General features: G+C 71.4%; 20 protein-coding genes. 11 read left to right on the top strand and 9 right to left on the bottom strand.

The annotated features are described in order from the left end of the window. Nucleotides 1-50: 50 nt before the first annotated feature. Complete coding sequence (locus AB0J33_RS17660) at nucleotides 51-668, bottom strand: DUF4126 domain-containing protein (protein WP_363614732.1); 618 nt, start codon at nucleotides 666-668, stop codon at nucleotides 51-53. 71 nt (nucleotides 669-739) lie between these two features. Here AB0J33_RS17660 and nucS point away from each other — a divergent pair, with 71 nt between their 5' ends. After that, nucleotides 740-1399, top strand: a complete 660-nt coding sequence (gene nucS, locus AB0J33_RS17655) for an endonuclease NucS (RefSeq protein WP_363614730.1) — start codon at nucleotides 740-742, stop codon at nucleotides 1397-1399. 25 nt (nucleotides 1400-1424) lie between these two features. Here nucS and AB0J33_RS17650 read toward each other — a convergent pair whose 3' ends face one another. Then, complete coding sequence (locus AB0J33_RS17650) at nucleotides 1425-2921, bottom strand: aldehyde dehydrogenase family protein (protein ID WP_363614728.1); 1497 nt, start codon at nucleotides 2919-2921, stop codon at nucleotides 1425-1427. A 255-nt stretch (nucleotides 2922-3176) separates the two neighbouring features. Here AB0J33_RS17650 and AB0J33_RS17645 point away from each other — a divergent pair, with 255 nt between their 5' ends. The 5 genes from AB0J33_RS17645 to AB0J33_RS17625 all read left to right on the top strand — a co-directional run bounded on the left by AB0J33_RS17645 (nucleotide 3177) and on the right by AB0J33_RS17625 (nucleotide 8052). Next, nucleotides 3177-3593 carry an FHA domain-containing protein gene (locus AB0J33_RS17645; protein ID WP_363614726.1) on the top strand — a complete coding sequence of 139 codons (417 nt, stop codon included), beginning with the start codon at nucleotides 3177-3179 and terminating at the stop codon, nucleotides 3591-3593. Nucleotides 3594-3746: 153 nt separating this feature from the next. Beyond that, complete coding sequence (locus AB0J33_RS17640) at nucleotides 3747-4808, top strand: alpha/beta hydrolase (RefSeq protein WP_363614724.1); 1062 nt, start codon at nucleotides 3747-3749, stop codon at nucleotides 4806-4808. A 126-nt stretch (nucleotides 4809-4934) separates the two neighbouring features. Further along, nucleotides 4935-6725, top strand: a complete 1791-nt coding sequence (locus tag AB0J33_RS17635) for a 3-hydroxybutyryl-CoA dehydrogenase (protein WP_363614722.1) — start codon at nucleotides 4935-4937, stop codon at nucleotides 6723-6725. Nucleotides 6726-6794: 69 nt separating this feature from the next. Continuing rightward, a complete protein-coding gene (locus tag AB0J33_RS17630; RefSeq protein ID WP_231640156.1) occupies nucleotides 6795-7118 on the top strand; it encodes a hypothetical protein in 324 nt (107 codons plus the stop codon). Nucleotides 7119-7254: 136 nt separating this feature from the next. Next, nucleotides 7255-8052, top strand: coding sequence for an alpha/beta hydrolase (locus tag AB0J33_RS17625; RefSeq protein ID WP_363614720.1), 798 nt, complete (start codon nucleotides 7255-7257; stop codon nucleotides 8050-8052). A gap of 3 nt (nucleotides 8053-8055) precedes the next feature. Here AB0J33_RS17625 and AB0J33_RS17620 read toward each other — a convergent pair whose 3' ends face one another. The 3 genes from AB0J33_RS17620 to AB0J33_RS17610 form a co-directional block, all read right to left on the bottom strand. Beyond that, nucleotides 8056-9150 (bottom strand): AI-2E family transporter, encoded by a 1095-nt coding sequence (locus AB0J33_RS17620; protein ID WP_363615186.1) that lies wholly within the window; start codon nucleotides 9148-9150, stop codon nucleotides 8056-8058. Between the two features lie 96 nt (nucleotides 9151-9246). Further along, nucleotides 9247-9435 carry a DUF397 domain-containing protein gene (locus AB0J33_RS17615; RefSeq protein ID WP_363614718.1) on the bottom strand — a complete coding sequence of 63 codons (189 nt, stop codon included), beginning with the start codon at nucleotides 9433-9435 and terminating at the stop codon, nucleotides 9247-9249. After that, complete coding sequence (locus AB0J33_RS17610) at nucleotides 9426-9719, bottom strand: Scr1 family TA system antitoxin-like transcriptional regulator (RefSeq protein WP_363614716.1); 294 nt, start codon at nucleotides 9717-9719, stop codon at nucleotides 9426-9428. Before AB0J33_RS17610 ends, AB0J33_RS17615 begins: the two co-directional genes overlap by 10 nt. A 100-nt stretch (nucleotides 9720-9819) precedes the next feature. On the opposite strand from AB0J33_RS17610, the gene AB0J33_RS17605 reads away from it, so the two are divergent. Beyond that, nucleotides 9820-10794, top strand: coding sequence for a hypothetical protein (locus AB0J33_RS17605; protein ID WP_363614714.1), 975 nt, complete (start codon nucleotides 9820-9822; stop codon nucleotides 10792-10794). A gap of 67 nt (nucleotides 10795-10861) precedes the next feature. Here AB0J33_RS17605 and AB0J33_RS17600 read toward each other — a convergent pair whose 3' ends face one another. The 4 genes from AB0J33_RS17600 to mce form a co-directional block, all read right to left on the bottom strand. After that, nucleotides 10862-12961 (bottom strand): hypothetical protein, encoded by a 2100-nt coding sequence (locus tag AB0J33_RS17600; protein ID WP_363614712.1) that lies wholly within the window; start codon nucleotides 12959-12961, stop codon nucleotides 10862-10864. Between the two features lie 177 nt (nucleotides 12962-13138). Next, nucleotides 13139-14401, bottom strand: a complete 1263-nt coding sequence (locus AB0J33_RS17595; RefSeq protein ID WP_363614710.1) for a DivIVA domain-containing protein — start codon at nucleotides 14399-14401, stop codon at nucleotides 13139-13141. Nucleotides 14402-14727: 326 nt separating this feature from the next. Then, complete coding sequence (gene ccrA / locus AB0J33_RS17590; RefSeq protein WP_363614708.1) at nucleotides 14728-16083, bottom strand: crotonyl-CoA carboxylase/reductase; 1356 nt, start codon at nucleotides 16081-16083, stop codon at nucleotides 14728-14730. A gap of 386 nt (nucleotides 16084-16469) precedes the next feature. Then, complete coding sequence (mce, locus tag AB0J33_RS17585; protein ID WP_363614706.1) at nucleotides 16470-16946, bottom strand: methylmalonyl-CoA epimerase; 477 nt, start codon at nucleotides 16944-16946, stop codon at nucleotides 16470-16472. A 62-nt stretch (nucleotides 16947-17008) separates the two neighbouring features. Here mce and AB0J33_RS17580 point away from each other — a divergent pair, with 62 nt between their 5' ends. The 4 genes from AB0J33_RS17580 to AB0J33_RS17565 all read left to right on the top strand — a co-directional run bounded on the left by AB0J33_RS17580 (nucleotide 17009) and on the right by AB0J33_RS17565 (nucleotide 21684). Beyond that, nucleotides 17009-18208 (top strand): acetyl-CoA C-acetyltransferase, encoded by a 1200-nt coding sequence (locus AB0J33_RS17580; RefSeq protein ID WP_363614704.1) that lies wholly within the window; start codon nucleotides 17009-17011, stop codon nucleotides 18206-18208. Beyond that, a complete protein-coding gene (gene meaB, locus AB0J33_RS17575) occupies nucleotides 18205-19209 on the top strand; it encodes a methylmalonyl Co-A mutase-associated GTPase MeaB (RefSeq protein WP_363614702.1) in 1005 nt (334 codons plus the stop codon). The genes AB0J33_RS17580 and meaB overlap by 4 nt, the downstream gene beginning before the upstream one ends. Before the next feature lie 181 nt (nucleotides 19210-19390). Further along, nucleotides 19391-19804: an Asp23/Gls24 family envelope stress response protein gene (locus tag AB0J33_RS17570; RefSeq protein ID WP_363614700.1), complete on the top strand. Its 414-nt coding sequence runs from the start codon at nucleotides 19391-19393 to the stop codon at nucleotides 19802-19804. A 191-nt stretch (nucleotides 19805-19995) separates the two neighbouring features. Further along, on the top strand, nucleotides 19996-21684 hold the full coding sequence (locus tag AB0J33_RS17565; RefSeq protein ID WP_363614698.1) for a methylmalonyl-CoA mutase family protein: 1689 nt from the start codon (nucleotides 19996-19998) through the stop codon (nucleotides 21682-21684). Nucleotides 21685-21697 lie beyond the last annotated feature (13 nt).

Here is a 21697-nt window from a genome sequence, read left to right as displayed (position 1 = left end):
GTCCAGCTGCGGGGATGGCCCGGTTTCCAGGAACCCGAGTCGATCAAGCGTCAGACGCGGAAGCCGGCGGCGCGGGCCGCCGCCCGTTCGCGGCGTCGCTCGGAACGGCGGCGGACGAACCAGAAGATGAAGAAGACCAGACCGACCAGGAAGACGAGCACCAACACCGGCAGGATGATCGCCGCCAGGGACACCACCACGCTGGTGGCGTCCTCGGCGGTGCTGGCGACCGGGGCGCCGAAACCGGCGGTGGTCGCGTTGATCACCGGGCGGGCGGCGGACTTGAGCAGATGCACACCCAGTGCCAGCAGCACGCCGGTGACCACCGGCACCCACTGGTGGGACGAGAAGAAGCTTCCCGGGTCGCTGACCGTCACCGTCTCCGACGACGAGCCGGCGCCGAAGGCCAGGCCACCGGCGGTGGGCCGGACCACGGTCTGCACCACGTCGTTGACGTGGTCGACCACGGGCACCTTGTCCGCCACCATCTCCACGGCGAGCAGCACGGCCATGATGGCGATGACCCAGCCGTTGCCGAGCCAGGCCCAGCCGCTGGGCAGGTCGATCAGATCGGTGTAACGGCCGAGCAGACCGAGGATGAGCAGGGGTATGTAGGCGTTCAGACCCGCCGAGGCGGCGAGACCGGTGCCGGTGAGGACTTCGAACACGATCTCAGCATCGCATCGACGCGCCAGTGCCGCTCGCTGGCGACCGGGGGGTGCTCGGCTACCCTCGTCGGGTGCGGTTGGTCATTGCGAAGTGCTCGGTGGACTACGTCGGACGGCTCTCGGCTCACCTGCCGCTGGCCACCCGGTTGCTGATGGTGAAGGCGGACGGGTCGGTGTCCATTCACGCCGACGACCGGGCGTACAAGCCGTTGAACTGGATGAGCCCGCCGTGCCGGTTGGAGGAGGCCCCCGGTGTGTGGCGGGTCGTCAACAAGGCCGGCGAGGAGTTGCGGATCACCCTGGAAGAGATCTTCCAGGACACCTCGTACGAGCTGGGGGTGGATCCGGGCCTGCGCAAGGACGGGGTGGAGGCGCACCTGCAGGAGTTGCTGGCCGCCAACCCGGGTGTCCTGGGTGAGGGGTTCACGCTGGTCCGCCGCGAGTACATGACGGCGATCGGCCCGGTCGACCTGCTGTGCCGCGATGCCAACGCGGGCGCGGTCGCCGTCGAGGTCAAGCGGCGGGGCGACATCGACGGCGTGGAGCAGCTGACCCGCTATCTCGAGTTGATGAACCGCGACCCGCTGCTCAGCCCGGTCGCCGGCGTCTTCGCCGCACAGGAGATCAAGCCGCAGGCCCGGGTGCTCGCCACCGACCGGGGCATCCGGTGTGTGGTGGTCGACTACGACAAGCTGCGCGGCATCGTCAAGGACGAGCTGACTCTCTTCTGACCGCAGCCCTGGCCGGTGCCGACACTCACCTGCCGTACATGACCTTGATGGCCTTGACGAGCCGGGCCACGTCGGTCGGGGTCCGCTCGAACGTCATCGAGGGCAGCAGCGACCGGGCGCGCCGACGGGTGATCGCCTTGGCCCGGCCGAACTCGCGCAGCCCGTCCTCCCCGTGGATCCGCCCGAAGCCGGAGTCGCCGACACCACCGAACGGCAGCGTGGACATGCCGGCGAAGGTCAGCGTGGAGTTGATCGAGGCCATTCCGGAGCGGAGCCGCCGGGCGATGGCCACCGCGCGCCGCCGGCCGAAGACCGAACCCCCGAGGCCGTACGACAGGGCGTTGGCGCGGGCGACGGCCTCGTCGGCGTCGCGGACCCGGCTGATGGTCAGCGTGGGGCCGAAGGTCTCCTCGCGGACGGCGGCGGACTCCTCCGGCACGTCCACGAGCACGGTGGGGTGGACGTAGGGCGGCTGCACGGCGTCCGGACCGCCGAGGACGGCGCGCCCGCCGGAGGCGATCGCGGCGTCGATGTGCCGGCGGATCACGTCGATCTGCCTGGGCATGGTGATCGGGCCGATGTCGGTGCCCTCCGGCCCCACGGTCAGCTGACCGGCACGGGCCACCACCCTGTCGACGAAGGTGTCGAAGACGGAGTCGACTGCGTACACCCGCTCGATGCCGATGCAGGTCTGGCCCGCGTTGGTCATGCCACCCCAGACACACGCCTCGGCGGCCGCGTCCAGGTCGGCGTCGCTGTCGACGATCATGGCGTCCTTGCCGCCGCCCTCGATGAGCACCGGCGTCAGCGTCTCGGCGCAGGCGGCCATCACCTTCCGGGCGGTGGCGGTCGAGCCGGTGAAGGCGAGCTTGTCGACCCCGGAGCGGCACAGGGCGGCGCCCACGTCGCCCAGCCCGTGCACGGCGGTGAACACCGGCTGTTCGGGTACCACCTCGGCGAAGCTGTCCACCAGCCACTGGCCGACGGCGGGCGTGTACTCGCTCGGCTTGAGCACCACGCCGTTACCGGCGGCGAGGGCGTACGCGGCGGAGCCGATCGGGGTGAAGACCGGATAGTTCCACGGCCCGATCACGCCGACCACGCCGTACGGCTGGTATTCGAGGTGTGCGGAGAACTCGGCGAGGATGAGCCGGGACCGCACCCGACGTGGGCCGAGCACGCGGCCGGCGTTGCGGGCGGCCCAGTCGATGTGCTCGATCGCGCAGACGATCTCGACGATGGCGTCGGCGACCGGCTTGCCGCTCTCGATGTGCGCCAGCTCGGCCAACTCCTCGATCCGCTTGGCGAGCAGGCCGCGCCACCGCAGCATCCGCTCGCGGCGGCCGGTGAAGCCGAGACCGGCCCACCACTCGCCGGCGGCGCGGGCGCGGTCGACGGCCCGCCGCACGTCGGCGTCCGTGGCGACCGGGAGGCGACCGGCCTCGGCGCCGGTCGCCGGGCTGGTGGAGACCAGCCGGCCCGCCTCGATGACCGGAACCCCCGGGACATGCACAGCCGTCATGGCGGAAGTCTAGACCCGAAGATTACTCGTCGGTAGGTCTCCGATTCGAGGCGGACGGACCGGCGTCGCACCCGCCAAACCGATCGTTGATCAGTGCAGGTCAGGGCGTTGATGATGGACGCGGCCCGCCGAATCGTCGAACGGCAGATGGCCGGGAGGTGACGAGAGGCTGACCGGCCGGTCGGTATTGACGACTACCGTCTGATGGCAGGCTGACGCGCGGAGTGACGGTGTGGGGTGGAGGGCTGACTGTCCATGGAGGATCATCCGGAACTACTGCCGCTATTGACGGTCGCGGGTGGACCGATGCGCGGCGCGAGCTTTCGCATGGGTGCCGAACCGCAGGTGATCGGCCGTGCGCCGACCGGTCAGGTGGTCATCAACGACCCACACCTGAGTCGTCGTCACGCCGAGGTGTGGCTGGCGCGGGAGGGCCCGTCCCTGCGGGACCTCGGCTCCACCAACGGCACCTGGCTCAACGACCGACGGATCACCGGGGTGGAACTACTCTCCGACGGTGACGTGATCCGGCTCGGCCGTACCGAGCTGCGCCTGTTCGACCCCGGGGTGGCACACACCGATCCGGTGGGGCTCAGCTTCGGCCCGTCCCGGCGGGACGTCCGACCGACGCTGCCGCTGCCGCTGGCCGCGCCGCCCGGCACGCGTCGCTGAGCGCCTGCGATCAGCCGAAGCCGAGCGGCTGACCGCCTGCGATCAGCCGAAGCCGAGCGGTTGACCGCCTGGCGGTGGGCCACACCGGCCGACGCCGCCAGGTGGCGGTCCGACACCTGGACCGGCGGGGAGGGGCGTGGCAGCATGCCGCGGATGGAGACCGAGCAGCGGAGCGTGACGGCGAACGGCATCACCCAGGCGGTACGGGTGGCCGGTCCGCCGGACGGCACGCCGATGCTGCTGATCCACGGCAACTGCTCGTCCGCGCTCTTCTGGGAGCCGCTGGTCCGGCGGCTGCCACCGACGCTGCGGGTGGTCGCCCCCGACCTGCGGGGGTACGGCGACTCCGAGACCGCCCCGGTGGACGCCACCCGGGGCCTTCGCGACTTCGCCGACGACGTGGCCGCCCTGCTGGACGATCCGACGCTGTTCCACACCGACGCCCGCCCGGTGGTGGTCGGGCACTCGCTCGGCGGCGGAGTGGCGATGCGACTGCTGGTCGACCACCCGGACCGGGTCGGGGCGTTGCTGCTCGCGGCGCCGGTCTCCCCGTACGGCTTCGGTGGCACCCGCGACCTGATCGGCACCCCGACCACCCCCGACTTCGCCGGCACCGGCGCCGGCACCGCGAACCCGGACTTCGTCGCCCGACTCGCGGCCGCCGACCGGAGCGCGGACGCCCCGGCCAGCCCGCGGGCCGTCCTGCGGGCCACCTATGTGGCCGATCCGGCCTCGTTGGGGGCGGACGAGGACCTGCTGCTGGACACCGTGCTCTCCACCGCCACCGGGGACGACAACTACCCGGGCACGGCGGTGCCGTCGGAGAACTGGCCGGGCACCGCGCCGGGGGAGCGCGGCGTGCTCAACGCGCTCGCGCCGACCTGGTTCCGGCTCGCCGACGAGCTGGTGGCCGTCGCCGAGAAACCCCCGATCGCGTGGGTACGCGGGGACGCCGACGTCATCGTCTCGGACACGTCGCTGTTCGACCTGGCGTACCTGGGTTCGCTGGATCTGGTGCCCGGCTGGCCCGGTGCGGAGGCGTGCCCGCCCCAGCCGATGATCGGCCAGACCCGGGCGGTGCTGGAGCGGTACGCGGCGGCCGGCGGCGCGTACCACGAGGTGGTGTTGCCCGGTTGTGGTCACAGCCCGCACCTGGAGCGCCCGGCGGAATTCGTCGCGGAGCTGCTGGCCCTGACCGGCGTGTCCGCCGCCTAGCGGCGCGGCTGCGCCGTGGGTGAAATATGCCACGGCGTCTCGACAACCCACCGTCACGTGGCAGACTCGCGCGCATAGCCTTAGCGGCCGTTCAGTGGCCGTGCGGAGTCTCTGGGGAGGCCGGTCGTGGCGCGCGAGTTCAGCACCGTGGGCGTGGTGGGGCTGGGCACCATGGGTGCCGGCATCGTCGAGGTCTTCGCCCGCAACGGCATCGACGTGGTGGCCGTCGAGATCTCCGCGCCGGCGCTAGAGCGGGGCCGGGCCACCCTCACCGGCTCCACCGACCGGGCCGTCGCCAAGGGCAAACTCGCCGAGGCGGACCGCGACGCCCTGCACGAGCGGGTGCACTTCGCGGTCGGGCTGGACGCGCTGCACTCCGTCGACCTGGTCATCGAGGCGGTGCCCGAGCACCTGGACCTCAAGCAGCGGATCTTCGCGGAGCTGGACCGGGTCTGCCGACCGGAGGCCATCCTGGCCACCAACACCTCGTCGCTGAGCGTCACCGAGATCTCGGTGGCCACCAGCCGGCCCAACCAGGTGATCGGCATCCACTTCTTCAACCCGGCCCCGGTGATGAAACTGGTCGAGGTGGTCCGCACCGTCGTCACCGCACCCGACGTGGTCGCTGACGTGGAGGCGCTCTGCGCCCGACTCGGCAAGGTCGACGTCACCATCAACGACCGGGCCGGCTTCATCGCCAACGCGCTGCTGTTCGGCTACCTCAACCACGCGGTCGGCATGGTCGAGTCGCACTACGCGACCCGGGAAGACATCGACGCCGCCATGAAGCTCGGCTGCGGCCTGCCGATGGGCCCGCTGGCGCTGATGGACCTGATCGGCCTGGACACCGCGTACGAGATCCTGGACACCATGTACCGGCGCGGCGGGCGGGACCGCCGGCACGCCCCGGTGCCGCTGCTCAAGCAGATGGTGACGGCGGGGCTGCTCGGCCGGAAGTCCGGTCGGGGTTTCTACACCTACGAGCGGCCCGGCTCCCCGGTGGTCGTACCGGACGAGACGACGCCGCTGGCCACGGACGCCGCGCTCGCCGACGGCGCCCGCGCCATCACCAAGGTGGGCGTGGTGGGCTCCGGGACGATGGCCACCGGCATCATCGAGGTCTTCGCGAAGGCCGGCTACGAGGTCGTCTCGGTGACCCGCGGCATGGAGAAGTCCGCGACGGTCTGCGAGGCGGTGAAGACCTCGCTGAACAAGGGCGTGGTGCGGGGCAAGCTCGCCGAGACCGACCGGGACGCCGCCCTCGGCCGGATCAGCTGGTCCGCCACGCTCGACCACCTCGCCGACGTCGACCTGGTGGTCGAGGCGGTCGTCGAGGAGCTGAGCGTCAAGAAGGCCCTCTTCGCCAGCCTCGACGAGATCTGCAAGCCGGGCGTGGTCCTGGCCACCACCACCTCGTCGCTGCCGGTGATCGACGTGGCGATGGCCACCCAGCGGCCGGCCGACGTGGTGGGGCTGCACTTCTTCAACCCGGCGCCGGTCATGCCGCTGGTCGAGGTCGTCCGCACCATCCGTACCTCCCCGGAGGCCACCGCCACCGCCCGCGCCGTCTGCGCGGCGCTCGGCAAGACCGGCGTGGTCTGCGGCGACCGGTCCGGGTTCATCGTCAACGCGCTGCTCTTCCCGTACCTGAACGACGCGGTGAAGATGCTGGAGGCCAGCTACTCGACGACCGACGACATCGACCACGCGATGAAGCTGGGCTGCGGCTACCCGATGGGCCCGTTCGAGCTGCTCGACGTCGTCGGGCTGGACGTCGCCCTGGCCATCCAGCGCGAGCTGTACCTGGAGCTGCGCGAGCCGGGTTTCGCGCCCGCGCCGCTGCTGGAGCACCTGGTAACCGCCGGCTACCTCGGCCGCAAGACCCGCCGCGGCTTCCGCGACCACTCGCACCGCTGACCCGATCGACGCGTCCGACCTGGTGACCGCCCCGATCAGCCCCGCCCGCCAGACGTACCCTTGGTGACTGTGAGCCCCCGTCGCAATCGCCCTCGCCGGGACGAGAACGCCAACCTGGACGCCGACCGGGTCCGGCAGGGCGTCGCCTCGGTGCAGCAGTGGACCGACGGCGCCTGGCAGGTACGCGGCATCGGCGCCGGCGCGTCGGTCAAGACGTACCGCTGCCCCGGTTGCGACCAGGAGATCCGACCCGGGGTGGCGCACCTGGTGGCCTGGCCGGCGGACGGCCTCGGTGACCTCACCGACCGGCGGCACTGGCACAGCGGCTGCTGGCGGGCCCGGGAGCGGCGCGGCCCGGCGGTACAGCGGGGCCGGGGCACTCCCCGCTACTGACCGGGCGAGGCGGGACGCCTCGTGATCCCGGCCCTGAACGACCCCGGCCGCGGCTGCGCGGCACCGCTGAGCGACCTGGGTCACCCTGTCGGCGCCTGGGCGGGCGGCGGCGGCGACTTCGCGACAGACTTGGGCGGTGAGCACAGCGATCCGCGCGTCGTCGATCCTGCCCGGCCGCCGGGAGGACATCGAGCTGCACACCGCCGACGGTCTGCGGCTGGTCGGTGAGCTGGCCCTGCCGGCCGACCGGCCGCCGGTGGCCACCCTGGTCTGCCTGCACCCGCTGCCCACCCACGGCGGCATGATGGACAGCCACGTGTTCCGCAAGGCGGCCTGGCGGCTGCCCGCGCTGGCCGACCTGGCCGTGCTCCGGTTCAACACCCGGGGCACCAGCAGCGTGCGCGGCACCAGCGAGGGCGCCTTCGACGGCGCGGTGGGCGAGCGCTACGACGTGGCCGCCGCCATCGAGTACGCGGAGTTCGCCGAGCTGCCCAACATCTGGCTCGTCGGCTGGTCGTTCGGCACCGACCTGGCGCTGAAGTACGGCTGTGACCCGACGATCGCCGGGGCGATCCTGCTCTCCCCGCCGCTACGCTTCTCCGCCCCGAACGATCTGGCCACCTGGGCCAGCTCGGGTCGTCCGCTGGTGGCGCTGGTGCCGGAGTTCGACGACTACCTGCGCCCGGCCGAGGCGCGGGAGCGGTTCGCCGCCGTGCCGCAGGCCGAGGTGGTCGGGGTGCCGGGCGCCAAGCACCTCTGGGTGGGCGACGCGGAGACGGTGCTCGACGAGATCGTCCGGCGGGTCAACCCGGCCGTCGAGGTGCCGCTGCCGACGACCTGGGACGGCCCGATGGAGGCCGGCGACGTCAGCGCATACGCCGACCGCACGGTGGCCGCCTTCGCCGACACGCCCGTCCCGAAGCCGGGCGACTGACCGTCAGCGGCGCTCCTGGCGGGGCAGCACCACCTCGCGCAGGATCAGTTGCAGCGCGGCCACGGTGGGGATGGCGATCAGCGCGCCCACCACGCCCAGCAGCGCCACCCCGAGCAGCGCGGCCAGCAGGGCGGCCACCTCGTTGACCTCCACCGAGCGCCGCATCACCTTCGGGTAGATGAGGTAGTTCTCCACCTGCTGGTAGATCAGGAAGAAGACCGCGCAGGCGATGCCGGTGGGCAGGTCCGCCGCGAAGCCGACCAGACTCACGATCACCGCGCCCAGGGTCGCGCCGATCTGCGGGATCAGGTCGGTCACCGCGACCACCACGGCCAACGCGAACGGGTACGGCAGGTCGACGATCAGCGCGAACACGAAGGTGGTCGCGCCGGCCAGCACCGCGATGCTCAGCGCGCCCACCATGTACGCGCCCACCTTGGCCAGGATCTCGTCGCCGATCAGTTGCACCCGCTCCCGCCGGGACCGGGGGATCAGCGAGTAGCCCAGCGAGCGCAGCTTGTCGAAGTAGGCCAGGAAGTAGATGGTCAGCACCAGCACGGTCAGCGTCCGGAACACCGTGCCGAAGATCAGTTGTGCGCCGCCCAGCACCCCGCCGAGCGCCCGTCCGACCGTTTCCGCGTTGGCGGCCCCCTGCACCCGCTCCACCACGTCGTACCGCTCCACCAGGTCGTTGACCGTCGGGTTGCGGCGCAGCTCTTCGAGCAGGCTCGGGATCTGGTCGATGAACTGCCCCGACTGGGTGACGATCGGCGGCACCAGCGCCACCACGACGCCGCAGAGCAGCAGCGCCACCGTCAGGGCGACGCCCGCCACCGCCAGGCCGTGCGGCACACCCCAGCGGCGTAGCCGGACCACCGCCGGGTTGAGGCCGACCGCGAGAAAGAGCGCGATCACCACCAGCACGAGGATGCCGCCGGCATTGCGAATCCCCAGATAGAGGGTGTACGCCAGCAGCACGCCCAGCGCACCGGTGAAGCCGATCAGGAAACTGCTGCGGCGCAGAGGTCGCCCCGGCGTACCGAACTTCCCGGACGGCACCGCCGGCGGCTCCTCCGGGTCGATCGCGGGGGCGGGCACCGGCGCCGGCGGTGGCGTCTCCGCCGGCAGGGGAGCGGGGGTCAGGTCCGGGTCGTCGCCGGACGGGTTGTGCTGCGGCACCAGGGACCTCCCGGTTCAGGCGGTCGGACGACGGGCGACGGCCACGAACGCCCGCCACGCGGCCGGCGCGAAGACCAGCACCGGGCCGGTCGGGTCCTTGCTGTCCCGCACCCCCACGACCCCAGGCAGGTTGTCCGCCACCTCGACACACTCACCGTTGCCGCTGCGGCTGGACGTGCGCCAGAGCGCGCCGGTCAGGTCCATGAGGTCACAACTTCCTTCATCAGTTCGATCGACTGGCGGCGGGACAACGCGCCGTTTCTGATCATCTCCCAGCGCGCCAGCAGCGTAGCCACCTCATGGTCGCCATCGACCACGAGACCGTCAATCTGGTGCTCCATGTGCCCCACCCAACCACCGTCGGCGCCTCGGGCCAGATTGAACGGTCCGGAAAGGCCGACGTGCAGCCCGGTCTCGGCCGGAACGATGTGCAGGCTGACGTGTGGTCGCTCCAGGCTGGCGACGAGGTGGGTGAGCTGCTCGACCATTGGCTAGGCCGGCAGATCTTGGACAGTTTCCGTTCCGCGCTAACGGTAAGTGTCCAAGATCTGGTGGTGCGGCGGCTTGCTGGCGGTGAAGGCTGTTCGGATGCTGCCCGATGATGACGCCGACGCACTCGACTGGCTCGCCTTCGAGCAGGCGGGTGTGCTGACCACCGCGCAGGTGTCCGGGCTGCTCAGCGAGGGGGCGATGCGGGGCCGGATCCGCACCGGCCGATGGCGGTCGATCTGTCGGGGAATCCTGCTGACCGGCAACGGTCGCCTCACCCGCGACCAGCAGCTCTGGGTCGCGGTGCTGGCAGCCGGACCGGGGGCGATGCTGGCCGGGGTGACCGCCGCCGCCGAGGCCGGGGTACGAGGGTTGCGGCGCGAACCACTGCACGTGCTGGTGCCGGCCGCCCGCCGTGCGGCGCGGACCACCCTGCGTCGCCTGCCGATCGACATGCCCGCGGTCCTGGTGCATCGCACGACGGTGCTACCCGAGTCGCACCGCCAAGTCGCCCGTCCGCCGCGCACCACGACGGCGCGGGCTTTGGTGGACGCGGCGGGCTGGGCGGCCGGTGTGGACGAGGCGCAGGCGGTGCTGGCCGCCGGTTGCCAGCAACGCCGGGTGCTGCCCGAGGAGTTGCGGGCGGTGCTCGACGTGCTGCCCCGGGCTCCGCGTCGGCACCTGATTGGGCAGGCGGTCGACGACATCGCGGGCGGCGCGCAGGCGCTATCCGAGATCGACTTTCTGCGACTGTGCCGCCGGCACCGGCTGCCGGCCCCCGACCTTCAGGAACATCGGGTCGACGCGGCGGGTCGACACCGCTGGCTGGACGCGTACTGGCGGACGTGGCGGGTGCAGGTGGAGATCGACGGGGCGCACCACCTGGACGCCAAGCAGTGGGCCGCCGACATGCGTCGGCAGAACGACGTCTGGACCAGCGGGGACCGGATCCTGCGCTTTCCGGCCTGGCTGGTCCGCGCCCGCCCGGACGAGGTCGCCGACACCGTCCGCCGTGCTCTCGTAGCGGCCGGCTGGACCCCCACCCCGCCCGTGCACCACCCGACGCAGAAGTGAATCTTGGACACTTTCCGTCAGGTGCTGACGGAAAGTGTCCAAGATCTCGAAGCTTGGGCGGGTGGTGTCACTCCTTGTCGAGGGTGACCTTGCTGGGCTTGGTGCTGCGTTCGTCGGTGGTCGGCTTGGTGGGTCGCTTGCCGTTCTCACCGGTGCTGGTGATCTTGGTGGGCTTGGCGCCCCGGCCACCCTCGCCCGGAACAGCGGCCACAGTCGGCTCCCCGTCCACCCCGGCGCTCGCCGTTCCGCCGTCCACGGTGGTCACCGGCTCGGCCACCGGCCGCGTCGTGAACTGCCCGGCCTCCTCTGCGCCCGCGTTCACCGGCTGCTTGACCTCGGCGGGCTCGGCCTTCACCCCGGTGTCCGTACCCGATTCGGGAGCCGCGCCGGCGACAACGCTCACACCGTCGTCACCACCATCGGGCCCGCCGTCGCTCGCGCCGCTCGACCCGGCCGGTGCGGTCGGTGCGGTCGGGCCGTCGATCGGACCGGCGACGCTCTGCAACCGCAGCTCGGACATCTGCCGCTGGAGCTCGTCGGACTCCTGCCGGGCCTTCCAGGTCTCCTGCCGCAGATCCGCGAGCTGCTGCTGAGCCTGGGCGATCTCCAGCATGACCTGGGCCAACTGCTGCCGACCCGCGGCGGACTCCTGCTGGGTCGCCGCCAGGTGCTGCTGGGTGGTGGCCAGGTGCTGCTGCGTGGTGGCCGCGTACTCCTCGAACTGCCGCCGCGACGCCGCGACGTGCTCGTCGGCCTTGCGGCGCTTGTCGCCGGCCTCCTTCTCGGCCTGGCTCAACAGCTCGGCGGCCTCCTTCTCGGCCCGCTGGCGCAGAGCCGCCGCGTCCTGCTCGGCCGCCTGGCGGACGCCGGCCGCGCCCTGCTCGATCTCGTTCTTGCGAGTGGTGTACTCGGTCTCCAGCTCGTTCTTACGGGTGGAGTATTCGGCCTCCAGCTCGTCCCGGCGAGTCGTGAACCCCGACTCCAGCTCCTGCTGACGGCTGGTGAACCCGTTCTCCAGCTCCTGCTGGCGCGACGTGTGCTGCTTGTCCAGCTCGTCGCGTCGCTTGGCGAACTCCTGCTCGGCGGTGGACCGTCGCTGCGCCAGCTCCCGGTCGGCCGCCTCCCGACGGGAGTTGACCTCCTGCTCCACCCCGGCCCGCCACGCGCCCAACTCCTGCTGGGTCTGCGCCCGGGTGTGCTGCACGTACGCCTCGGTCTCGGTGCGCATCCGCTGCACGTACGCCTCAGTTTCGGCACGGCTGCGCTTGGCCGACTCGGTGGCCTGCGTGGTGAGCCGCTCGGCCTCCTGTTGCGCCTTGGCGCGGGTGGCCCGCCCGGCCATCGACGCGTCGTCGATGATCTGCTTGGCCTCCTGCTGTGCCTTGGCGTGGGTGGCCCGACCGGCCTCGGTCGCGGTGTCGGTGAGCCGTTTGGCCTCCTGGAGGGCCTTGGCATGCACCTCCTTGGCGGCATCGCGCAGATCGCCGGCCTCCTGCTGGGCGGTGGCCAGCGTCTCGCGGGCCGTCTCGCGCAGCTTGGTGGCCTCCTGCTGGGCCCGGGTGTGAATCTCCTTGGCGGTGTCCCGCAGCTGGGTGGCCTCCTGCTGGGCCTTCGCCAGCGCGTCCTGCGCGGCCTTGCGCAACTGCGCCGACTCGTCCTTGGCCGACCGCAGGGTCGCGTCCGCCTCGGCCCGTTTCGCGGCGCTGTGCCGCTCCTCCTCCGCGCGCCGGGCGGCGAGGGCGATCTCGAAGTCCTTCAGTGCCCGCGCGGCCTGCTCGCGGGCCTCCTCGATGATGTGCTCGGCGGCGGCACGACGAGCCTCGATCTCCCCATTCGCGTCGGTGAGGATCTGCTCGGCCTGCTCCTCCGCGAGCGTGAGGATCGACTCGACCCGCGGACCGAGATGCCGGAACGACGCCCGGTCGACCACGTTCATCTGCTTGCGCACCTGGGTCAGGTCGCGCTGGAGAACCTCGACCTGGCCGGCGAGCTTGTGGATCTGTGTGTACGCCTGTTCGCGTTCCGAGGCGAGGGTCGCGATCTCGTGCTCAGCACGCGCGACATACCGGTCAACCTGTTTCTTCTCGTACCCCCGCAGAGCGGACTCGAAGCTGGGCTCCGTCGTCACGTCCCCGCCGAGAGCGAACAGTTCCTCGCCGTGCGACATGCCCCCATCCTCACACGCAACGGGCCCTGCTGGGGCGATACGGACGGGCCTTGTGGGAGCTACTTCACTCGGTTGCCGGCGGGGGATACCACGAGCTGGGAAACGCACACGGCGCGAGGTGACACCGGTTACCCGGTGTCACCTCGCGCCGTCGATGCCCCGACCTGACGCCTCGCGTCAGCCGGCGGTCTCCGCGGGCACCCGCTCCTGATCGCCATCGGTCTTCTTGGCGTCCGGCTTGGCGGCCGGAGCTGCCTGCCCCGGCATCCCCGGGACGATGCCGGCGAGACCGGAGAGCATCTGACCCAGCTGCGAGGTGACCGCGTCCTTCTGCCGGGTGAGGTCCTCGACCTCGCGGCGGGCGGCCTGCGTGGTCAGCTCGGCCTCGGTGCGGGCCTCGGTGAGCAGGCGCTGCGACTCGGCCTTCGCCTCGTTGAGCGTCTTCTCGGAGTGCGCCTTGGCCTTGTCGACCGTCTCGGCGGCGTTGCGCTCCGACTCGACCCGGCGCGCCTCGGCGCGCTGCTCGATCTCCTTGGCCCGCTCCTGCGCGGCCCGGGCACGCTGCTCGGCCTCGCTGACCATCTTCTGGGTCTGCGCGACCTGGGCGGCGTGGCGCTCGGACTCCTCGCGCTCCGCCTTCTCCCGCCGCTCGGCCAACTGGAGCTCCAGGGCCTGCAGGTCCTTGTCGCGCTTGTCCCGTGCGTCGGTGAGCAGCTTGGTCGCCTCGGCGCGCTTCTCCTCAGCCTCGCGGGCGGCCTTCGCCCGCTGCTGGGTGATCTCCCGCTCGGCGGTGGCCCGGAGGGTGGCGACCTCACGCTCGACGGTCGACTTCAGCTCGGCCACCTCGTGCGCGGTGACCGTACGCAGCTGCTTGGTCTCCCGGTCGGCGTCCGCGCGCAGCGTGTCAGCCTCGCGGCGAGCCTGCACCCGAACCTCGGCGGCCTCGCGCTCGGCGGCCGTGCGCAGGTTGCCCGCCTCGCGCTCGGCGCTGGCCTTCATGGCCGCGGCCTCGGCGCGGGCCTTGTCGGTGATCTCGCGGGCCTCGAGGCGGGCGGCGGAGAGGATGCCCTCCGACTCGCGCTTGGCCTCGTTGCGGTGGTCGTTGGCCTGCTCCTCGGCGAGCCGGAGGATCTGCTCGACGCGGGTGCCGAGCCCGGAGAGGGTGGGCCGGCTGTTCTCTTCGAGCTGCTTGTTCGTGTCGGTGAGCTTCTGCTCCAGCGCACTCATGCGCTGCTCGGCCTGGCGGAGCCGACGCTGGGCGTCGTTCATCCGCTGCTCGGCCTCGGCACGGGCCTGCTCGGACTGGGTCAGCGCGGCGGTCATCCGGCCGAGGAAGTCGTCGACCTGATGGGTGTTGTATCCGCGCAGGCCAACGGTGAAATCTGGCTGCGAGTTCGCGTTATCGAAGAACGCGAGAGGGGAGGACTGCTGCTGGGGCATTGGGACATACTGGCAGACGCCCCAGGGTGCTTCGCAAGAGCGGTGCGAAGCTTTCGTGCCCTCTTTACATGGTCAACTCCCACGATCGGCGACGTTGGACCAATCGGCGATCTTGGCAGGTCCCGGCCTGTCGGAGGCCACGCAGCGTGACGCGGAAAAGGGCCCCGGGGTTACCCCCGAGGCCCTTTGTTCGATCCGGATGGGGTTTCCGCTAATGGGAGCGGAAGAACAATGACCGATCGTCGCATTGGCCATCCGGCGTTCAACCGTCCGGCCGGTGCCCGGCCCGGCGGTGCGGTCGGTGGCTCCGGGACTGACCGTGCCGCTCAGTGACCACGGAAGCGGTTGATCGCGTCCTCGTGCCGGGCCCGTAACTCCCCGTCGCGTACGCCCAGTCCGTCGGTGGGCGCCAGACACCGCACACCGACCTTGCCCTGGTGCGCGTTGCGGTGCACCTCGTACGCGGCCTGGCCGGTCTGCTCCAACGAATAGGTGCGGGACACCGTCGGGTGCACCTTGCCGAGCGAGACCAGGCGGTTGGCCTGCCACGCCTCGTGATAGTTGGCGAAGTGGCTGCCGACGATCCGCTTGAGGTGCATCCACAGGTACCGGTTGTCGTACTGGTGCTGGAAGCCGCTGGTGGAGGCGCAGGTGACGATGGTGCCACCGCGCCGGGCCACGTAGACGCTCGCGCCGAACGTCTCCCGGCCCGGGTGCTCGAACACGATGTCCGGGTCCTCGCCGCCGGTCAGCTCGCGGATCCGCTCGCCGAAGCGGCGCCACTCGTCCGGGTCCTGGGTCTCCTCGTCCTTCCAGAAGCGGAAGCCTTCGGCGGCCCGGTCGATGACCAGCTCCGCGCCCATCCTGCGGCACAGCTCGGCCTTCTCCGGTGAGGACACCACGCAGACCGGGATCGCGCCGCCGTTGAGCGCCATCTGCGTGGCGTAGCCGCCCAGACCGCCGGAGGCGCCCCAGATCAGCACCACGTCGCCCTGCTTCATGTTCGCCCCATGGTGCGAGACGAGCTGCCGGTACGCGGTGGAGTTGACCAGCCCGGGGCTGGCCGCCTCCTCCCAGCTCAGGTGCCGCGGCTTGGGCATCAGCTGGTTGGCCTTGACCACGGCGAGTTCGGCCAGCCCACCGAAGTTGGTCTCGAAGCCCCAGATCCGCTGCTGCGGGTCGAGCATGGTGTCGTCGTGCCCGGCCGCGTCCTCCAACTCGACCGAGAGGCAGTGCGCGACCACCTCGTCGCCGGGCGCCCAGCGGGTCACCCCGGGGCCGGTGCGCAGCACCACGCCCGCCGCGTCCGAGCCGACCACGTGGTACGGCAGGTCGTGCCGGCGGGTCAGCTCGGAGACGCGGCCGTAGCGCTGGAGGAACTTGAAGGTGGACACCGGCTCGAAGATGCTCGTCCACACCGTGTTGTAGTTGATCGCGCTGGCCATCACGGCCACCAGCGCCTCGCCCGGCGCCAGCTCGGGCGTCGGCACCTCCTGCACGTGCAACGCCTTGCGCGGGTCCTTGTCCCGGGTGGCCATGCCGTCGAACATCCGGGCCTCCTCGGCGCGGACCACCACGCCCCGGTAGCTCTCCGGTACGGGCAGCCCGGCGACGCCGGCGAGTTCGCGGTCGGGGTCGTTCGATTCCTCCGCCGCCATGATCGCTTCGAGGATGTCCTGCACGGTGACCTCCGGTTCGTCCGCACCCGCACGGGCCGGGTGCTGCCATCGTCGGCGCCGGTGGGCACGACCGCCATGTCGGCATTCGACACATCCGGCACCGGTCGCGCTCCTGTGGGGCCGGACGTTACTGAACGGTAGCTAGGCCGGGAAGGCTCTGTGAAAAACTGCATCCGCCGATGCGTGAAGATGTCCGGCGCCCCCGCCAACCGCGCATTGACGTGCGCGGCCGAGGCGGACGGCGGTGCCCGTCGGGCCGCGGAGGCGCGCGGCCGAGGCGGGGCGCGACGCGACGCGAGGCGAGGCTGGACGCGACGCGACGCGACGCGACGCGACGTGGCGTGGCGTGGCGTGGCGTGGCGTCGCGTGGCGTCGCGTGGGAAGGTCGGTCAGTGGGCGGTGGGGGCGGGCTGGACCAGTTCGATCAGGACGCCGCCGGCGTCCTTGGGGTGCACGAAGTTGATCCGGCTGTCCGCGGTGCCGCGTCGGGGGGTGTCGTACAGCAGCCGCATCCCGCGCTCGCGCAGCGCCGCGCAGGCCGCGTCGATGTCCACCACGGTGTACGCGACCTGCTGCACGCCCGGCCCGTTGCGGTCCAGGAACTTGGCGATCGTCGACTCCGGGGTGAGTGGGGCGAGCAACTGCACGCAGCCCCCCTCGGTGGTCGGCCCGACGGCAAGCATCGCTTCCCGTACGCCCTGCTCGGCGTTGGTCTCCACGTGTACGCAGCGCATCCCGAACGTCCGCTGGTAGAAGTCGATCGCGGCGTCCAGGTCGGCCACGGCGATCCCGACGTGGTCAATCTTGCGAAGGCCGATGTCTGTGACGTAGTCCGCACCGGGCTCGGCGGGGGAGTTCTCTGCCATGGCGCTAGTCTGGCCGAACCATCGTTCAGGCGTACAGCTCGGCACCCCCCTCGGAGGCAGGCATGGCTTCGGTGATCGTCAGCGGCGCGCGGACCCCCATGGGCCGGCTGCTGGGTAACCTCAAGGACCTTCCGGCCACGAAGCTCGGCGGAATCGCCATCAAGGCGGCGCTGGAGCGTGCCGGTGTCAGCCCGGACCAGGTCCAGTACGTGATCATGGGGCAGGTGTTGCAGGCCGGCGCCGGTCAGATCCCGGCTCGGCAGGCGGCGGTCGAGGCCGGTGTGCCGATGTCTGTCCCGGCGCTGACGATCAACAAGGTCTGCCTCTCGGGCCTGGACGCGATCGCCCTGGCCGACCAGCTGATCCGCGCCGGTGAGTTCGACATCGTGGTGGCCGGCGGCATGGAGTCGATGACCAACGCCCCGCACCTGTTGATGGGCCAGCGCACCGGCTACAAGTACGGCGACGTGGTGGTCAAGGACCACATGGCGCACGACGGGCTCAGCGACGCCTGGGACTGCTGCTCGATGGGCGAGTCGACCGAACGTCTCGGCACCAAGCACGGCATCTCCCGCGCGGAGCAGGACGCCTTCGCCGCCGCCAGCCACCAACGGGCCGCCGCCGCGCAGAAGAACGGCCACTTCGCCGACGAGATCACCCCGGTGGTCATCCCGCAGCGCAAGGGTGACCCGTTGGTGATCAGCGAGGACGAGGGCATCCGACCGGACACCACCGTCGAGTCGTTGGCGAAGCTGCGCCCCGCCTTCACCAAGGACGGCACCATCACCGCCGGCAGCTCGTCGCCGATCTCCGACGGCGCCGCCGCGGTTCTGGTCATGAGCAAGGCCAAGGCCAAGGAACTGGGGCTGACCTGGCTGGCCGAGATCGGCGCGCACGGCAACGTGGCCGGCCCGGACAACTCCCTGCACTCGCAGCCGTCCAACGCGATCAACCACGCCCTGAAGAAGGGTGGCCTGAGCGTGGCGGACCTCGACCTCATCGAGATCAACGAGGCGTTCGCGCAGGTCGGCATCCAGTCCACCCGGGACCTGGGGGTCAGCCCGGACAAGGTCAACGTCAACGGCGGCGCGATCGCGCTGGGGCACCCGATCGGCATGTCCGGCGCGCGTCTCGTACTCTCCCTCGCCCTGGAGCTGAAGCGGCGCGGTGGCGGCACCGGCGCGGCGGCGCTGTGTGGCGGCGGTGGTCAGGGCGACGCGTTGATCATCCACGTGCCGGAAACTGCCGCGGCGAGCCAGTGAGCGAGGCGGCCGAGCACGTCCCGGCGGCGGGCACCACGTCGGTGCGCCGCAGTCGGGACGTACCGCAGTTGGTCGAGCGGGCCCGCGCGGGTGACCCCCGCGCGGTGGCCCGGCTGATCACGCTGGTGGAGAACGGTGACGCGCTGTTGCCGGCGATCGCCGCGGCGCTGGCCCCGTACGCGGGGCAGGCCCAGGTGGTCGGGCTGACCGGTTCCCCCGGGGTCGGCAAGTCGACCACCACGAACGAGCTGGTCCGCGCGCTGCGGGCCCGTGGGCACCGGGTCGGTGTGCTGGCGGTCGACCCGTCCAGCCCGTTCACCGGCGGAGCGATCCTCGGTGACCGGGTGCGGATGCAGGACCACGCCACCGATCCGGGCGTCTACATCCGGTCGATGTCCAGCCGGGGGCACCTCGGCGGGTTGGCCGCCGCGACGCCGCAGGCGGTCCGGGTGCTGGAGGGCGCCGGCTGTGACGTGGTGCTGGTGGAGACCGTCGGCGTCGGGCAGGCCGAGGTGGAGGTCGCCTCGCTGGCCGACACCACGCTGGTCCTTCTCGCGCCGGGGATGGGTGACGCGATCCAGGCGGTCAAGGCCGGCATCCTGGAGATCGCCGACGTGTTCGTGGTGAACAAGGCCGACCGGGACGGCGTCGACGCGACGGTCCGTGACATCCAGGGCATGATCGCTCTCGGTGAGCGCGGGCCGGGGCAGTGGCGGCCACAGGTGGTCCGGTCGGTCGCCGCGCGCGGCGAGGGCATCGACGACATCGCCGCCGCCATCGACAAGCACCGGGGCTGGCTGGTCGAGCACGGCGAGCTGCGCCGCCGCCAGGAGGCGCGGGCCGCCGCCGAGATCGAGGCCATCGCGCTCGGCACCCTGCGCGCCCGGATCGGCTCACTGCGCGACGGTACGGAGTTGGCCACGCTCGCCACCAGGGTCGCCGAGGGTGGGATCGACCCGTACACGGCCGCCGACGAGTTGCTCGTCCAGCTCGCTCGCTGACCCGGCCCCGGAGACGGGGCCGGCGCACTGTGGACGGTGCCGCTTGGTCCGGCGCGTGCCCGGAAGCGAGGGCGGGTCCGGTTTTAGTAGGCTCGCGGCGCGTAGCCGGCAGTCAGTTGCCGCGCGGCGGGCTGACGAGCCGGTCGGTCCACGATGCACCGGGACCAGGGGAGATGTGATCATGACGGACGCGGTGGAGAACGCCGGCGCAGTGCAACCCGCGACGGGCGCGGCCCGGGGTGCCACGTCGGTTTCCGACGAGGTCGTGGAGAAGATCGCCGGCGCGGCCGCCCGCGCGGTGCCCGGTGTCGCCGATCTCGGCGGTGACGTGGCCCGCTTCTTCAACAGCGTGCTGGACGAGGTCGGCCTGGACGAGGTGGGCGACGCTCGCCGGGGTGTCTCGGCCGACGTGAAGGGCAGCTCGGCCGTCATCAACGTGGTCCTGGTGATCGACGCCGGGCACGTCGTGACCGATGTGACCGAGGCGGTGCGGGCCGCGGTGATCGAGGCGGTCGAGAAGTACGGCCTGACGGTCACCCAGGTCAACGTCACGGTAGACGACATCGACCTGAACCGGCCAACCCCCGCAGCCTGACGCCGTCCCTCCCGTCGATCATGCAGTCGTGGTGGCCGGTTTGGCCACGGCTTCGGCTTTTGGGTACCACCACAACTCCATGATCGACGCGGCGGCTGACGTTACCCGTGGGTAGGGCGTGACTTAGCGATCGTTCAGGTAGGGGCCTTACACTCGACGTGCTGTCGAGGACCCGAGGAGGAGCCCTGCTCATGGACGCCGACGAGATCGACGCCGGACGGGCGCGCTGGCAGGCCCGGTACGACGCCGCACGCAAGCGGGACGCGGACTTCACCACGCTCTCCGGGATGCCGGTGGAGCCGGTGTACGGGCCGCCGGAGGGCGCGACGTATCCGGGCTTCGAACGGATCGGCTGGCCGGGCGAATATCCGTACACCCGGGGTTTGTACCCGACCGGCTACCGCGGGCGGACCTGGACGATCCGGCAGTTCGCCGGGTTCGGCAACGCCCAGCAGACCAACGAGCGGTACAAGATGATCCTCGGCGCGGGTGGCGGCGGCCTCTCCGTCGCGTTCGACATGCCGACGCTGATGGGCCGCGACTCGGACGACCCGCAGGCGCTCGGCGAGGTCGGCCACTGCGGCGTGGCCATCGACACCGCCACCGACATGCAGGCGCTCTTCGACGGCATCGACCTGGCCGGGGTCACCACCTCGATGACCATCTCCGGCCCGGCCGTGCCGGTGTTCTGCATGTACCTGGTCGCCGCCGAGCGGCAGGGCGCCGACCTGTCCAAGCTGGACGGCACCCTGCAGACCGACATCTTCAAGGAGTACATCGCGCAGAAGGAGTGGCTCTTCGACCCGGAGCCGCACCTGCGCCTCATCGGCGACCTGATGGAGTACTGCGCCCGGGAGATCCCGCGCTACAAGCCGCTGTCGGTCTCCGGCTACCACATCCGCGAGGCCGGCTCGACCGCCGCGCAGGAGTTGGCGTACACCCTCGCCGACGGCTTCGGCTACGTCGAGCTGGGTCTCTCCCGTGGGCTGGACGTGAACGTCTTCGCGCCGGGGCTGAGCTTCTTCTTCGACTCGCACCTCGACTTTTTCGAGGAGATCGCCAAGTTCCGGGCCGCCCGCCGGATCTGGGCCCGCTGGCTGCGTGACGTCTACGGCGCGACCAGCGAGAAGGCGCTGTGGCTGCGGTTCCACACGCAGACCGCCGGGGTGTCGCTGACCGCGCAGCAGCCGGTCAACAACGTGGTACGCACCGCGGTCGAGGCGCTCGCGGCGGTGCTCGGTGGCACGAACTCGCTGCACACCAACGCGCTGGACGAGACCCTGGCGTTGCCCACCGACGAGTCGGCCGAGATCGCCCTGCGAACCCAGCAGGTGCTGATGGAGGAGACCGGCGTGGTCAACGTGGCCGACCCGCTCGGCGGCTCCTGGTACGTCGAGGCGCTGACCGACAAGATCGAAGCCGAGGCGGAGGAGATCTTCGCCCGGATCCGGCAGCTCGGCGGGGACGGCCCGCACCAGATCGGCCCGATGACCTCGGGCATCCTGCGCGGCATCGAGGACGGCTGGTTCACCGGGCACATCGCCGAGTCGGCCTTCGTCTACCAGCAGGCCCTCGAAAAGGGCGACAAGAAGATCGTCGGGGTCAACTGCCACACCGGCACGGTCGCCAAGGAGCTGGAGATTCTGCGCATCTCGCACGAGGTGGAGCTGGAGCAGCGCCGGGTGCTCGCCGAGCGCAAGAGCGCGCGGGACGAGTCGGCGGTCCGCGCGGCGGTGGCCCGGATGGTCGAGGCGAGCCGTACCGACGAGAACATGATCCCCGCCATGCTCGACGCGGTCCGCGCCGAGGCGACCCTGGGCGAGATCTGCGACGCCCTGCGCGCCGAGTGGGGCACCTACCGCGAGCCAGCCCGCTTCTAACCCCACCCCCGCC

It is taken from the genome of Micromonospora sp. NPDC049645, from assembly GCF_040675155.1.
Classification (GTDB): domain Bacteria; phylum Actinomycetota; class Actinomycetes; order Mycobacteriales; family Micromonosporaceae; genus Micromonospora.
The sequence above is the reverse complement of the archived record's forward strand: the minus strand, read 5'-3'. Positions and strand labels throughout refer to the sequence as shown.